Origin of the sequence: Collinsella sp., from assembly GCF_052346665.1 — a bacterium.
In the GTDB taxonomy this organism is placed as follows: Bacteria; Actinomycetota; Coriobacteriia; order Coriobacteriales; family Coriobacteriaceae; genus Collinsella.
In genome coordinates, this window is sequence record NZ_DAWDUX010000009.1 from 40,346 (window position 1) to 55,893 (window position 15,548).

Annotated in this window: 11 protein-coding genes and 1 tRNA gene; 9 read left to right on the top strand and 3 right to left on the bottom strand. The window is 63.2% G+C overall.

Annotation, left to right across the window (positions count from 1 at the left end):
- The 9 genes from ACT8II_RS02785 to ACT8II_RS02825 form a co-directional block, all read left to right on the top strand.
- On the top strand, positions 1 to 791 hold a 791-nt coding region (locus ACT8II_RS02785; protein WP_443812955.1), incomplete at its 5' end, for a YeiH family protein.
- A 153-nt stretch (positions 792 to 944) separates the two neighbouring features.
- A complete protein-coding gene (locus ACT8II_RS02790; protein WP_294160187.1) occupies positions 945 to 1,325 on the top strand; it encodes a CDP-alcohol phosphatidyltransferase in 381 nt (126 codons plus the stop codon).
- A gap of 283 nt (positions 1,326 to 1,608) precedes the next feature.
- Positions 1,609 to 3,453 (top strand): ABC transporter ATP-binding protein, encoded by a 1,845-nt coding sequence (locus ACT8II_RS02795; protein WP_233546039.1) that lies wholly within the window; start codon positions 1,609 to 1,611, stop codon positions 3,451 to 3,453.
- 1 nt (position 3,454) lies between these two features.
- Positions 3,455 to 5,380: an ABC transporter ATP-binding protein gene (locus ACT8II_RS02800; protein ID WP_330006595.1), complete on the top strand. Its 1,926-nt coding sequence runs from the start codon at positions 3,455 to 3,457 to the stop codon at positions 5,378 to 5,380.
- Between the two features lie 466 nt (positions 5,381 to 5,846).
- Positions 5,847 to 6,839, top strand: coding sequence for a PTS sugar transporter subunit IIB (locus ACT8II_RS02805; RefSeq protein ID WP_294160208.1), 993 nt, complete (start codon positions 5,847 to 5,849; stop codon positions 6,837 to 6,839).
- 10 nt (positions 6,840 to 6,849) lie between these two features.
- Positions 6,850 to 7,665, top strand: coding sequence for a PTS mannose/fructose/sorbose transporter subunit IIC (locus ACT8II_RS02810; RefSeq protein ID WP_330006596.1), 816 nt, complete (start codon positions 6,850 to 6,852; stop codon positions 7,663 to 7,665).
- Positions 7,666 to 7,684: 19 nt separating this feature from the next.
- Positions 7,685 to 8,605: a PTS system mannose/fructose/sorbose family transporter subunit IID gene (locus ACT8II_RS02815; RefSeq protein ID WP_330006597.1), complete on the top strand. Its 921-nt coding sequence runs from the start codon at positions 7,685 to 7,687 to the stop codon at positions 8,603 to 8,605.
- A gap of 115 nt (positions 8,606 to 8,720) precedes the next feature.
- Positions 8,721 to 9,101, top strand: a complete 381-nt coding sequence (locus ACT8II_RS02820; RefSeq protein WP_294123903.1) for a DUF956 family protein — start codon at positions 8,721 to 8,723, stop codon at positions 9,099 to 9,101.
- Positions 9,102 to 9,219: 118 nt separating this feature from the next.
- Positions 9,220 to 9,295, top strand: a tRNA-Arg gene (locus tag ACT8II_RS02825).
- 197 nt (positions 9,296 to 9,492) lie between these two features.
- Here ACT8II_RS02825 and pknB read toward each other — a convergent pair.
- The 3 genes from pknB to ACT8II_RS02840 all read right to left on the bottom strand — a co-directional run.
- Positions 9,493 to 11,424 carry a Stk1 family PASTA domain-containing Ser/Thr kinase gene (gene pknB / locus ACT8II_RS02830; protein WP_443812956.1) on the bottom strand — a complete coding sequence of 644 codons (1,932 nt, stop codon included), beginning with the start codon at positions 11,422 to 11,424 and terminating at the stop codon, positions 9,493 to 9,495.
- A 75-nt stretch (positions 11,425 to 11,499) separates the two neighbouring features.
- Positions 11,500 to 14,319, bottom strand: a complete 2,820-nt coding sequence (locus ACT8II_RS02835) for an FtsW/RodA/SpoVE family cell cycle protein (RefSeq protein WP_443812957.1) — start codon at positions 14,317 to 14,319, stop codon at positions 11,500 to 11,502.
- Positions 14,320 to 15,548 (bottom strand): Stp1/IreP family PP2C-type Ser/Thr phosphatase (locus ACT8II_RS02840; RefSeq protein ID WP_443812958.1); only part of this gene is annotated, 1,229 nt, incomplete at its 5' end.

Below are 15,548 nucleotides of genomic sequence, written 5' to 3' on the forward strand. Positions count from 1 at the left end.
CTAAGGTAGGTGCCAGCTCGCTGCCCATCATCATCTCCACCATTACGACCTCGCTCGTGATCTCCTTCGTCCTGTGCCGCGTCATGAACATCCCACGGAAGATCTCGACGCTCGTGGGCGTGGGCTCATCGATCTGCGGCGGTTCCGCCATTGCCGCCACGGCTCCGGTCATCGATGCAGACGACGAGGAAATCGCCCAGGCAATCAGCGTCATCTTCCTGTTCAATATTATCGCCGCGCTGGTCTTTCCCACGCTTGGCGGCATGCTTGGCATGAGCAACGAGGGCTTTGGCCTGTTCGCCGGCACTGCTGTGAACGACACGTCCTCGGTAACCGCCGCGGCGACGGCGTGGGACGGCATGCACCCCGGCTCCAACGCGCTCGACCATGCCACAATCGTCAAGCTCACGCGCACGCTCGCGATTATCCCCATTACGCTGTTCCTCGCCTTTTGGCAGGTCCGACAGGCAAAGCGCGCCGCCGAGACGGGTACGGGTGACGGTGCTGCCACGGGCACGTTCGACATCAAGAAGATCTTCCCGTTCTTCATCCTTTTCTTCGTTTTGGCGAGCGTCATTACCACCGTGTTCGCCCTGCCGGTAGCCGTGACCGCCCCCATCAAGACTCTTTCCAAGTTCTTCATTGTCATGGCCATGGCGGCGATTGGCTTCAACACCGATGTGGTCAAACTGGTCAAGACGGGCGGCAAGCCCATCTTCATGGGTCTGTGCTGTTGGATTGGCATCACGCTGGTAAGCGTGGGCATGCAGCATCTGCTTGGCATTTGGTAGGCCGGGCGTCACTCGTATGCATACCGTTGCTCGAACAAAAGAGCCGTCCACCAAGTTTTGCTCGTAAAACGTGCGCAAGGTGGGAAAGATGGAGGTATCGGTTATGCAAGCGCCCGGCGTCGGGTCCGGGCGCCCGACAGATAGGAGCCAACTATGGGAATGAAGGCTGATCAGGAGATCTCCTTGGATTTCGAGGGGCTTTTGTCCTACCTGCGCTCTAAGACGCGCGTATTCATGGACGTCGATGGCCATGAGTACTATGTGACCCACACCGACGGGTACTGGCGCGTCCAGGATTGCGAGCGCCTGAACGACAAGGGCCGCTTCGTGGATTGCTCAGAGTTGGTGACCACCCTGCCGGAGCTGGTCGAGCTTCCGTGGCTCGATGGTAAGAGCGTGCACGACTTGACCGATTGCGCGACGTTCTATGAATCGATTCAGGAGGGCTGGGTCACGCCGGATGGCGTGGAGCCCGTTGCTGCGGAAGCCGCGGAAGCTGAGGAGGCCACGGAAGTCGCTGCTGCGGAGGAATAACTTCCACGTAGCGACCGTAAGCCGATTTTCGCCTTGTGCGGGCGCCGGCCCCGCTCCCCCATGGGGGAGCGGGGCTTTTCCTTTGAGGAAGTGGGTTGCTAAGAGTGATGCTGGGGGCGTGCGATTGAGAAGCTTGTGACGTTAAGATAGGATTGGTGTCTAATACAGCGCACATGTATTGTTGATGATCGTTCGAGCGGAGCGATGCGGGGATCGTTCGAGGTGGCGAGTCGTTCATCGCTTGCGGGGCGATTGACGGTCATCGGGGTTTGACGCGTGGGGGATGATGGTTGTGAAGCTGCTGCTGAATACCGTACGGCCGTACAAATTGCTCGTCGCCGCCACGCTCGCGGCCCTGTTGTTGGACGTTGCGGGCACGCTGTACGTGCCCACGATGCTCGCCGGGATGATCAACCAAGGTGTCGCGAGCGGGGGCACCGATTTCATCTTGGGACAGGGCCTGAAGATGCTGCTGGCGTGCTGCTGCGCGAGCGGCGGCGCCCTGCTCGGCAACTACCTATGTGCCCGTCTCGCCTCATACGTGGGCCGCGACATCCGTAACGCCGTGTATGAGGCTTCGCTCGCGTTTTCGGGTAGTGACTTCGAGGAGTTCGGCACGGGCTCGATGATCACGCGCACCCTCAACGACGTCAATGTCATCCAGCAGACGGTCATGCTCGCCACGCAGGCGATGCTGCCGGTTCCCATCATCTGCGTCATGGGCACGGTCCTGGCATTCAAGATCGACGCCCAGATGGGCGCCATGATGCTCGCCGTGGTGACCGTGGTCATGGTCTTCGCCGTTATCGCCGTGCGCCGCGCCGCGCCGATCTTCGAGAAGATGCAGGGCTTCATCGACCGCATGAACGTTGTGCTGCGCGAGAACATCATCGGCGTGCGCGTCATCCGCGCCTTCGGCAAGGAACGCCACGAAGAGGGCCGCATGGGCCGCGTGTTCAGCGACTACGCGAACGCGGCGATCAAGGTCAACTGGATCTTCGCCGGCGTCGACTGCTTTAGCTTCTGCCTCATGAACATCGCCGAGGTGCTGCTCATGTGGCTCGGCGGCAACCGCGTGGGCGCACACGCCATGGAGATCGGCAGCATCTCGGCGGTGGTCGAGTACGCCATGCTCATCATGTTCTACATCATGATGGCCCAGTTCGTGGCACTGATGGTCCCGCGCGCGATCGTGTGCCTGCAGCGCTGCTCCGACGTCATCTACAAGCAGCCGAGCATCGTCGACGGGGTTGCCGCAGCTGACGGCGAGATCATATCAGGGACAGGAGAGGGCACCGCGGGCGTTGCTTCGGGTCTGCCGACGAAGGTGGGCGCGAACGGCGGGTGCCCCGGAGAGGGCCTGCGGTCCGCTTCGCCTGCGACTGGCGCGTGCGACGTCGTCGCCCAGTTTGACCACGCCTCGTTCCGCTTTGCCGATGCCGATGAGGACACGCTCCACGACATCGACTTCGCGTGCCGTCGCGGCCAAACAACGGCCATCATCGGATCGACGGGCTCGGGCAAGTCGACCATCGCCAAGATGCTCCTGCGTCTGCACGATGTAACGGAGGGCTCTGTGCGCTTCGCCGGCACGGACGTGCGCGACCTCACGCAGCGCGACCTGCGCGACCGGATCGCCTACGTGCCGCAGAAGGCGTGGCTGTTTAGCGGCACGGTCGCGAGCAACCTGCGCTACGGCAATGAGAGCGCAAGCGAAACCGAGATGCGCCACGCTCTCGATGTGGCCCAGTCCGACTTCGTTTGGGGGCTTGCCGAGAAGCTCGAGGCACCCGTTGCCCAAGGCGGCACCAACTTCTCGGGCGGTCAGCGCCAGCGCCTTGCCATCGCACGCGCCCTCATGAAGCACGCGGACCTTTACATCTTCGACGACAGCTTCTCGGCGCTCGACTTCAAGACCGATGCCGCCCTGCGCCGCGCCCTCAAGCCCGAGACGCGCGGCGCGGCGGTGCTCATCATCGCCCAGCGCATCAACACGATCCTGCATGCCGACCAGATCATCGTGCTCAAAGACGGTCGCATCGAGGGCAAGGGCGCGCACGAGGAGCTCATGGAGAGCTGCGAGGTGTATCGCGAGATCGCCAACAGCCAGATGAAGGGGGGTGAGTAGCATGGCGTGGAATAAGAAGAAGCGCAACGATGGCGGTGACGAGCTGTTCTCCGAGAACTCTCGCATCGAGCGCGAGCGCAAGCAGGGTGCCATAGAGGACGCCCAGGCGATGGCCGATAATTCCGGCACGCCGGAGGAGGGGCTCGAGGTGCCGAAGGACGCCTGGGGCACCGTGCGCCGCCTCTGGGGCGCCGCCCGCGGAGAGCGCTGGCGCTTCGGCGTGGTGGTTGCCGCCATTATCGTCTACACGGGCTTCCATGTCGCCGCCCCCGCGTACAGCGCGCACGTGATCGACGTCCTGTGGACGAGCATTCAGGCCGCCTTCGCCGAGGGCCGCACGTTCACCGTCGGCTGGGACACGGGCGGCCGTGAACTCGCCATCTACTTCGCCATCTGGACGGGTGCCTGTGCGCTGTACTCGGTTCAGTGCTTCGTCATGGCGGGCTTCGCCGAGAAGCTCAACCTCTCTCTGCGCACAAGCATCGCCGAGAAGCTCAACCGCCTTCCGCTCAAGTTCTACGACGGCCACAAGCCCGGCGAGGTCGTGAGCCGTGCCACCAACGACCTGGACAAGATGTCCGAGGTGCTGCAAACCGGCCTGCTCAAGCTCATGAGCGCCGTGGGCACCATCGTCGGCGCGCTGTTCATGATGTTCCGCTACAGCCTCCTGCTCACCGGCATCTTCCTGGTGTTCGCCCTGTTCTCGACGGTGGTGACCCAGTACGTCTCAAAGCAGACGCTGCGGCTCGCTGCGGAGCGCCAGCGCTACGTGGGCAAGCTCACCGCGACGGTCGAGGAGGCCTACTCGGGCCGCCTCATCATCAAGAGCTTCAACCGCGAGGAGCTGAGCGCCGCCGAGGTGAGCGAGTTGTCGGATAAGCTCGCCCGCGCCAGCCGCAGGGCCGACTTCGCGACCAACGCCATCAGCCCGCTGATCCGTTTCATCATCCGCCTGGCGCAGGTGCTCATCGCCATCGTCGCGGGGGGCATGCTCGTGGGCGGTCAGATCACCATCGGCGTGTTCCAGGCGTTCTTTCACTACATCTATCAGGTGTCCGAGCCGCTCACGCAGCTCTCGTTCACCATCAACACGCTGCAGAACGCCCTGGCGAGCGTCGAGCGCGTGTTCGACATCCTCGATGAGGAGGAGGTCGAGTCCGACCCCGCCCCCGATGTGGCCGCGAGCCTGCCGGCGGAAGTCGAGGGGCGCGTGGACTTTGAGCACGTGCGCTTTGGCTACGACCCGGAAAAGCCGCTCATGCGCGATGTGACGTTCCATGTGAAGCCCGGCCAGAAGATCGCCATCGTGGGCGCGACGGGTGCCGGCAAGACGACGCTCATCAACCTGCTCATGCGCTTCTACGAGATCGGCGCTGGCGAGATCGCGCTTGATGGTGTGGACACCCATGCCATGACGCGCGCGGACCTGCGCCGGAACTTCGGCATGGTGCTGCAGGATGCATGGCTGTTCGACGGCACCATCGCCGAAAATATCGCCTATGGGCGCCCGGAAGCCACGCGCGAGGAGATCATCGCCGCCGCCGAGATGGCGCGCATGGACCACTTTGTCCGCACGATGCCCCAAGGCTACGATACGCATGTTGAGAACGACGCTGAGAACATCAGCCAGGGCCAGCGCCAGCTGCTCACCATTGCGCGCGTCATTCTGTGCGACCCCAAAATCTTGATCTTGGACGAGGCGACCTCGAGCGTGGACACGCGCACCGAGCGCGACATCGTCCGAGCCATGGAGACGCTCATGCATGGGCGGACGAGCTTCGTCATCGCACATCGCCTGAGCACGATCGTCGACGCCGATCTCATCCTGCACATGCGCGCCGGCACCATCATCGAGCAGGGTACGCATGAGGAGCTACTCGCCGAGGACGGGCCGTATGCCGACCTGTATCGCAGCCAGTTCGCTTAAAGATCGTGAGGGCGCACGGCCGCCCGGTCGGTCGCCGTACCGCGCCGCGCCGGCCTGGCGCCCGCCTGGGCTGGCCGCCCCGTTCCGCTCCGGGGCGCGGCCATCCGAGCGGATGCGCACCGCTCCGTCCTCGACTTGTGGCGAGCCTGGGCGGGCCGTGCGCCGTGACCCAATCCGCTTACGGCCTGCTTGCCGCCGTTCAACGGAATGAAAAAAGCCCGATTGGGGGCGTTTAAATGCGAGTCGCCGCATCGAGTGCAAGCCGCGACATGCCACGTATATGGCGCGTACCTGCGGACTTACCGTGCTGAAATAGTGGGGCGAAAAACTGAATCTATATAACAACCCCTCGACCTGCGAATATGCATTATTTTCCCTGTTCGACAAAGGGTTGAATATTACGGACGAGCGGCATACCATAACAGAAGTTGTGTTCAAAACGTGTATCAACAGAGGAGGTTGTGTGATGGTAAGTATCGTTTTGGCAAGCCATGGTGACTTGGCAGAGGGTCTGAAGATGACCGGTTCGATGGTCTTCGGCGATCAGCCCAACGTCGCCACGGTTTCCCTCATGCCGAGCATGGGTCCGGACGACTTCCGCCAGAAGGTGGAAGAGGCGGTCGCTTCCTTCGACGATCCCGAGGACGTCTTGTTCCTCGTCGATCTGTGGGGCGGCACGCCCTTCAACCAGATCAGCGGTCTGTTCGACGCCCATCCCAGTTGGGCGATCCTGACCGGCGTGAACCTGCCGATGCTCGTCGAGGTGTACACCGCTCGCTTCGACGCATCCAAGACGGCCCACGATATCGCCAAGCACGTCATTTCCGAGGCCCGCGCCGGCGTTCGCGTCAAGCCTGAGTCTCTCGAGCCTGTGGAGGCCAAGCCCGCGGCAGTCGCGGCGCCGGCCGCCCATCAGGGTGCCATCCCCGAGGGCACGGTCCTCGGCGACGGCCACATCAAGTTCGTGCTCGCCCGTGTCGATACCCGTCTGCTCCACGGTCAGGTGGCAACCACGTGGACCAAGATGACCAACCCCGATCGCATCATCGTCGTGTCCGACGCCGTCTCTCACGATGACCTGCGCAAGTCCATGATCATGGAGGCCGCGCCTCCCGGAGTTAAGGCCCACGTCGTCCCGGTCCAGAAGATGATCGAGGTCGCCAAGGACCCGCGTTTCGGCGCCACCAAGGCCATGCTTCTGTTCGAGACCCCGCAGGACCTGCTCCGCGCGGTTGAGGGCGGCGTGGACATCAAGGAGGTCAACCTCGGCTCGATGGCCCACTCCGTGGGCAAGGTCGTCGTGACTAACGCCATCGCCATGGATAACGACGATGTCGAGACGCTCGAGAAGCTCGCTGCCAAGGGCATCACCTTCGATATCCGCAAGGTCCCGGCCGATTCCGCCGAGTCCTTCGACGCGATGATCAAGAAGGCCAAGTCCGAGCTGGCCGCCCAGTAAAGGAGGGAATATGTCAGCACTTTCGATCGTTTTGATCGCCATCATCGCGCTGCTGGCCGGTATGGAGGGTGTTCTGGACGAGTTCCAGTTCCACCAGCCGCTCGTGGCCTGCACGCTCATCGGTCTCGTGTCCGGCCACCTGCAGGAGGGCGTCATGCTCGGCGGCTCCCTGCAGATGATCGCCCTCGGTTGGGCGAACGTCGGCGCCGCCGTCGCGCCCGATGCGGCCCTGGCCTCCGTTGCGTCCGCCATCATCATGGTGCTCGCGCTCGACGGTGGCACGGCCGACTCCCAGACCGCCATCACCACTTCCATCGCTCTCGCCGTGCCGCTGTCCGTGGCTGGCCTGTTCCTGACGATGATTTGCCGTACGCTCGCCATCCCCATAGTTCACGCCATGGACGCCGCCGCCGAGAAGGGCAACTTCAAGGGCGTTGAGATGTGGCAGATCCTGGCTATCCTCATGCAGGGTGCCCGCATCGCCATCCCGGCCGTCGCCCTGTGCTTCGTCTCGCCCGAGATCGTGACCAACGCGCTCAACATGATGCCCGCATGGCTGTCCGGCGGCATGGCCGTCGGTGGCGGCATGGTCGCCGCCGTCGGTTACGCGATGGTCATCAACATGATGGCGACCAAGGAGGTCTGGCCGTTCTTCGCGCTCGGCTTCGTCTTCGCCGCCATCTCCCAGCTCACCCTGATCGCCCTCGGCGTCATCGGCGTGTCCCTCGCCCTGCTGTACCTCGGCCTCAAGGACGTGGCCAAGAACAGCGGCGGCGGTGCCGGCACCGGTGATCCGCTCGGCGACATCCTGAACGACTACGAGTAAGGAAGGGAGGACGTACATCATGGCAGAGAACAAGATTCAGCTTTCCAAGTCCGACCGCATGTCGGTGTGCATGCGCCATCAGTTCCTGCAGGGCTCTTGGAACTACGAGCGTATGCAGAACGGCGGCTGGTGCTTCGCTATGATCCCCGCGATTAAGAAGCTCTACTCCAATAAGGAGGACCAGATCGCGGCGCTCAAGCGTCACATGGAGTTCTACAACACGCATCCGTACGTGTCCGCCCCCGTCATCGGCGTCACCCTCGCCCTCGAGGAGGACCGCGCCAACGGCGCTCAGGTCGAGGACGCTGCGATCCAGGGCGTGAAGGTCGGTATGATGGGCCCGCTGGCCGGTGTCGGCGACCCCGTCTTCTGGTTTACCCTTCGCCCGATTCTCGGCGCGCTCGGCGCTTCCCTGGCCCTCGGCGGCTCCATCATGGGCCCGCTGCTGTTCTTCTTCGCGTGGAACATCATCCGCATCGCGTTCCTTTGGTACACCCAGGAGTTCGGCTACAAGGTTGGTACCTCCATCACCAAGGACCTTTCCGGCGGTCTTATGGGCAAGATCACCGAGGGCGCCTCCATTCTGGGCATGTTCATTATCGGCGCGCTCGTGCAGCGCTGGGTGAGCATCTCCTTCACGCCGGTCGTCTCCACGGTTCAGCAGTCTCCCGGCGCCTACATCGATTGGGCGAGCCTGCCCGCGGGTACTGAGGGCATCCATCAGGCCTTGAGCCAGTTCGCGGCGCTCGGTCCCACCGGCCTCGAGGTCGCCAAGGTGACCACGCTCCAGGCCAATCTCGACCAGCTGATCCCCGGCCTTGCCGCCGTGGGCCTCACGCTCCTGTGCTGCCAGCTGCTCAAGAAGAAGGTTTCCCCGATCGTCATCATCATCGCGCTGTTCGCCGTGGGTATCATCGCCCGCCTTGCCGGCATCATGTAAGACATCCGGGGTCTGAGCGCGTCGTCGCGCTTGCACCTAGATTCGCGCCTGCTACCATGGTCTACCATCGGTGGCAGGCGCGTTTTCAATAGCGCGAAGAGGAGAGGGGACCAAGATGGCGCAGTCGCAGAACAGCTCCGTCTATTACACCGAGCACGCCACATCGTTTCACGGTATGGCCACATACGGAAACGTGATGCTGGGGAACAAGGCCTTCGAGTTCTACAACGAGCGCAACCCCGAGGACTACATTCAGATTCCCTGGGACGAGATCGATCGCGTGGCGGCGTCCGTCATGTTCGGGGGCAAGAAGATCGCGCGTTTCGCTATCTTCGTACATGGCAGCGAGACGGGCTTCTCGTTCTCGACGCGAGACAACAAGGCGACGCTGCGCGCCATGCGCGAGCATGTCCCGGAGGAGAAATTGCTGCGTTCTTTGAGCTTCTTTGACGTGATCAAGCGTGGCGTGCTGTCACTGTTCCGCAAAAACCGCTAGAATATCGAGAGTGCGCTTTTGCGACTCGGCCGGTGCCGTCCGGCCCGCCCGATCGTTTCCGGTAAGCCCGGATTGACGCTTTACGGGTTTTAGGTACGGTCGCCGCGCACATGGCAATGCCTCCGTAGCTCAGGGGATAGAGCACCGCTCTCCTAAAGCGGGTGTCGTACGTTCGAATCGTATCGGGGGCACCATTGAGAAATAGCAGGCCAGAGGACGTATCTCCTCTGGCCTGATTTTTTTCCCATACTGAATACCTGATCACGCTGAGCAAGCGTAGGGAGTGGGGCTCGAAACGGGAGGCCCGTTCCAAAGCCCACAGCACTGGTCGAGATAAAATACGCGCTTGGGGTTCAATCCCCAAGCGCGTTTTCCGTTCGCGTGGCGTGCGTTAATCTTCAGACCCGGTATCGCCGCCGGACTGCTGAGCTTGGGTGGTCAGCGTGATACTGGAGCCCTTATCGAGCGAGCCGGAGGCGGACTGGGCGGTCACCACGCCGTCTTGCGGGCCGTTCACGGTCACCACAAAGCCAAGAGCCTTAAGGTCCTTGATGGCAGTTGAGGCGTACTCGCCCACATAGTAGGGGGCGTTGACCTTCTCGGTGGGCTGGGGGCCCTTGGAGAGAACGACCGTGATGGTGGTGCCGGGGGCAACGTTGCCACCGGGGTTGAAGCTAACCACAAGCCCTTTGCTCACGGAGTCGCTGTACTCGGAGGTGAAGTTGTAGCTCAGCCCCGCCTCATCGAGCGCTGCCTTGGCGTCGTACTCGTTGTAGCCGGTGATGCTCGGGACCTCAACGGTGTCGGGACCGGTGGAGACCCAGATCTCGATCGTGGAGCCCTCGTCGACCATCTCGCCGGTGTTCGTGCCCTGCTTGAAGACCTTGCCCTTGTCGGCGTCGTTGGCCTCCTCGTGTACCTGGCATTTGAGGTTGAGCGCCTTGAGCGCCGCCTCGGCCTCCTCGCGCGTCTTGTCGGTAAGGTTGGGAACCTCAACCTGCGTGACGGGCTCGGGGCCCTTGGAGAGCGTCAGTTTGACCGTAGAGCCCTCCTTGGCCTCGCGGTTGCCGTCGGGCGTCTGGTCGACCACGTGGTCCTCTTCGATCTCCTCGTCAGTCACCGGATTGCCGTACTCGACCTTAAAACCAGCCTTCTCGAGCGTCGATTCCGCATCTTCCTTGGTGTAGTTGATCACGTTGGGAACGGTGACCATCTTGCCGTCGCCGAACAGGCTGGAGGCGAGGAATACGGCGATGCCGATGACGGCGATGGCGCCGACCACGATTGCCGCAATCTTGCCCTTGTTGCTCTTGGACTCCTCGTAGGACGCGCTCCTGCCACCGTTTTGGGTAGAAACTCGGGGGCTGGCCGAGGTGGCGCCTGCGGCGGGCCTCGCCATTGCCTGCGTGGCATCGTTCATCACGCGCGTCTCGGTGGCACCCATGCCGTTCATGGGAACGGCGCCCGCGATGACACGCGTGGGCTCGGCCACGTCGACGGCACGACCGGCGGCGTAGGCGTTGAGGACCTCGCGGAGCTCGTCTGCCGTTTGGAAGCGGGCGGCAGGATCTTTTTCCATGCACTTGAGGATGATGCGCTCAAGTGCCGGGTCTACGCCGGGGTTGATCTGCGAAGGGGGGACCGGAAGCTCGTTGACCTGCTTGAGCGCAACGGAGATGGCGTCGTCGCCGTCAAAGGGAACGCGGCCGGTAGCGCACTCGTACATCACCACGCCGAGGGAGTAGATGTCGCTCGTGGGGCCGAGCTCCTGGCCGCGCGTCTGCTCGGGCGAGACGTAGTGGGCCGTGCCCAGCACGTTGTTGTCCTGGGTGAGGTGGCTGTTCTTGGCGCGGGCGATGCCAAAGTCCATCACCTTGATGTTGCCGTCGGGCAGCACCATGATATTCTGCGGCTTGATGTCGCGGTGGATTATCTCGTGCTTATGGGCGACGGAGAGTGCCCCGCAGATTTGGGAGCCAATTTGGGCGACCTTCTTGGGGTCAAGGGCGCCATGGCTGCGTACGCCGCTCTTGAGATCGGTGCCGCGTAGGTACTCCATGACGATGTAGTACGTGTCGCCGTCCTTGCCCCAGTCGTATACGCCCACGATATAGGGGCTCTGCAGTCCGGCCGCAGCCTGAGCCTCCTGCTTGAAGCGCGCCGCGAACGTGGCATCGCCAGCGTATTGGGGCAGCATGATCTTGACTGCCACCGTGCGGTCGAGCACCTGGTCTTGTGCGCGATAGACGCTTGCCATGCCTCCGTTGCCTACTTTGTCCTTGAGCAGGTATCTGCCTCCGAGGACGCGCTGTACCTCTGCCATCTGTCAAACTCCTCATCATCCTATCCGCAAAGCGGAAATCGTTACCTCACTTGGGCCCGTGGGTGGGCGAATACGTTACGAGCTCTGGGCCGCGAGTGCCGCGCGCAGGACTTGTCCCGCAACGGCTGCGGCGGTCGCCTCGTTCTCGGTGGTCTCCTCTAGGACGAGCGAGATTGCGAGCGTGGGCGTGTCGTATGGCGCGAACCCGATGAACGTCGAGTTGGGGGTGCTGCTGTTGGTCTCCGCCGTACCGGTCTTACCGGCGACCTTGACGCCGGCGATGCTGGCCGCAGATCCACTGCCGTTTTGGACGACATCGAGCATGGCCTGCCTGATCTTGGCAGCGGTGTCGCTACTCACGGCCTGGCCGAGCGAGCGCGTCCGCGTGGTCTTGATGACCGTTCCGTCGGATGCGAGCACTTGGCCGACCACATAGGGGTTCACGGCGATGCCGTCGTTGGCGATCGCGGCGGCGATGACGGCATTCTGCATGACCGTGGTTTGCGGGCCGGGCGTGTGTCCCTGGCCAACCGGCTGGCCGGCGCCTGCCCATGCGAGCTCCCATTCGGTCATCTCCGAGGGATCGGGCATGACGGAGGCGACGGTGGAGAAGTCGATACCCAGGCTCTGGCCGTACCCAAATGCCGCTGCGGTGGCCACGAGTCGATCTGCCCCTACCTGCTCGGCAACCTGGCCAAAGACCGTGTTGGACGAGACGGCGAAGGCTCGGTCGAGCGTGATGTTTCCGTACCCGACTTCATTCACGCTCACAACGTCTGCACCACCGATTTCGAGGCGCCCGGGGCTGTTGTAGGTGGACTGGAGCGTTGCGACGCCGTTCTCGAGCGCCGCCGCCAGCGTGACCGCCTTGAACGTGGAGCCAGGGGTGTAGAGAGCCTGCGTAGCGCGGTCGAACATGGAGGTATCGGCACCGCCGCTGGCGTTGGCGGACTCGATGGCCGCCTGGATATCCGTATTGTTGTACGCCGGGGCGCTCGCCCAGGCCAAGACGGCGCCCGTGCGGGGGTCGAGCACGACGATGGCTCCCTTGCGCCCGGCGAGTGCCTGCTCCGCGGCGACCTGGATACGCGAGTGTATCGTGAGCTGCACGGAGTTGCCGGGCTGCGTAATGCCGGCGAGGGAGTTGAGGGCGTTTTGCCAGCTCGAGTAATCCTTGGAGCCGGTGAGCGTCTCGTCTTGCGAAGCCTCGACGCCCGAGCTGCCGTACTGCTGCGAGTAATAGCCCACGGCATGGGCGGCAAGGTTGCCGTTGGGGTAGGAGCGCACGTACGTGCCATCTTCCTGCTGGATGGATTCGGCAAGCGTGAGCCCGTCGGAGGTAATGATGGAGCCGCGCTTGATGTAGCGCGCCTTGGTGATGGTGTGGTTGTTGCTGGGCATGTTCTGATACTCAGACGCCTTGAACACCTGGATATAGGTGATGTTGCCAATGAGCACGGCAAACAGGGCGGTGAACAGCAGTACTGTGCGGGTGAGGCGGTTGGCAAGGGCCACGCGGCCCAACAGGCCGCTCTCGGGCGTATCGAGGCCCGGGCGACGCACGTGGGATCCACGCGCAGTCACGCGATAGCCGGCGGTTGCCAGGTCGGTGCTCGTGTTGGCAATCTCGGTGGAACGCCCTGTCGCCTCGTCGCCTGCGCGCAGCAGGAGCGCCACAATCACAAAGCTCGCGAGCAGCGAGGAGCCGCCCTGGCTCATGAAGGGCAGGGTGACGCCCGTGAGCGGGATGAGCTTGGTCACGCCGCCCACGATGGTGAAGGCTTGGAACGAGACGGCCGCGGTGAGGCCGGCGGCGGAGAACGCGGCAAGGTCGGATTTGGCGCGCGCCGCGGTAGTGAGGCCGCGCACGGCGAAGAGCATGAACAGCAGGAGCACCGCGACGCCGCCGAGCAGGCCCATCTCCTCGCCGATGGCGGCGAAGATCATATCGGATGCCACGACGGGAATGGTGTCGCCGCCCAGGCCTTTGCCGATTCCCACACCGAACAGGCCTCCATCGGCGAGCGAGTAGAGCGCCTGCACAATTTGGAAGCCCATGTTCTGGGCGTCTTTGAACGGGTCGAGCCATATGGCTACGCGCACCTGCACATGGCTCATGATGTGGTACATACCGAACGCGCCCACGGCCAAGAGCACGAGGCCTATGAGCACGTAGGAGACGCGCCCCGTGGCAACGTAGAGCATGATGAGGAAGACCGTGTAAAACAGCAGCGCGCTGCCCAGGTCGCGTTCGAATGCCACCACCAGAAGGCAAATGCCCCACACGATGAACAGGGGGTACAGCAAGCGAATCCGCGGGAGCTTGATGCCGAGTACGGTGCGGTTGGAGATGGAGAGCAGCTCGCGGTTCTCTGCGAGGTAGCCCGCTAGGAACAGGACGATGAACACCTTGGCGAACTCACCGGGCTGGAACTGGAAGCTGCCAATCTTTATCCACAGTTTGGAGCCGTAGATTTCGGTACCAATGAGCATGGGCAATACGAGCAGCACAATGCCGATGGCACCGAGTGCGTATTTGTAGCGGCTGACGACCTCGAGGTTCTTGACGAGCGCGAGTGTGCCCACCATGAGCGCGACACCCACGAACAGGAAGACGATCTGACCCATGGCCGCGCTGGGCTCGAGCCTGGTGACGAACGTGATGCCAATGCCCGAGAGTGCGAACACGATGGGTAACAGCGCGGGGTCGGCGCCCGGGGCGAAGAATCGAACGCCAATATGGGCGGCGGCAAAGGCGGCAAAGAGGCCGAGCGGTACGGCGAGCGTTTGGAACGAGAGCGCGGCGCCCGCGTTGACCACATAGAGGGCGTAGAGCAGCGTCACGGGGAACGCGGCGGCTATGAGCAGGAGCAATTCGGTCGTGCGGCGACTCATTTACGCGGCACCTCCCTCGGTTGATGTGCTAGTGGGGGCTACAGAATCGGCGGGGTCGCTCGACCCCAAGGCGTCGGCGGGACCGCTTGCGCCGTCCCCTTCGGCACCGTATTGCGCGTCAAGGCCGATTGCCCGCGCATCGGCGAGGGCCTTGGCCTTGGACTCGTCAATTTGCTCGCGGTAGTTGTCCACGGCGTCCGCAGCGTTCTCAAGGCTCTTTTGCGGAATGCCCTCGCGCAGGCGATTTTGCGTGTCTTCTGGCAGGTCGCTCAGCTTAATTGAGGTCTCGTCCTCAAGCCAATGGAGCTTGAGTCCCAAGATTTTGCCGGGGACACCGGTGTAAATGGCGACTGCGTCATCCTTGACGCCCAGATACACCGATTTGGTGATCGAGATAAACGAGACCCCGGCGATGATGACGATTGCGAGCAGCAATCCGATGAGCGAGAGGGTCATCACGCGGCGGTGCTTGCGGGCGAGCTCGCGAATACGCCCGTCGTCGGTGATGTCCACCACGACGACGGTCACGTTGTCGCCGCCGCCGGCCGCGAGCGCGGCGTCGACGAGGTTGTCGGTGCAGATCTGCGCGGTGGAGCTCTGCTGCGCCACACGTTCGATCTCGCCGTCGGGAATCATGCTCGAAAGGCCGTCCGAGCACAGGATGAGCCGGTCGCCCTCCTCGACGTTCAAGGTGAAGTGGTCCGCGTACATGGCGGGATCGCTACCGAGTGCGCGGGTGATGACCGAGCGATTGGGGTGCACACGAGCCTCGTCGGCGGTAATCTCGCCGGCGTCCACGAGCTCCTCGACATATGAGTGGTCACGCGTGACGCGGATGAGCGTTCCCTCGTGGAGTAGGTAGGCGCGGGAGTCGCCCACATGCGCGATGGCCAACGTGGTGCCGTCGATGACCGCGGCGGTTGCCGTGCAGCCCATGCCCGGGCGACCTATGCCGTTCACCGCGGCTTCGATGATGGCGGCGTTGGCGGCTTCGATGGCGGCTCCGAGCTGGGCGGCGTCGGCTGTTTTGGGGCCGGTTTTGGCAATGGTCTCGACGGCGATGGCGCTCGCCACCTCGCCGGCGGCGTGGCCACCCATGCCGTCGCAGACGCAGAAGAGCGGCGAGGCCACAAGGTAAGAGTCCTCGTTGTGATTGCGCACGCATCCAACATCGGACCTGGCACCCCACATGAGCATAGAAGAGGTCCCGGCGTCAAAAGTCTCGTCAG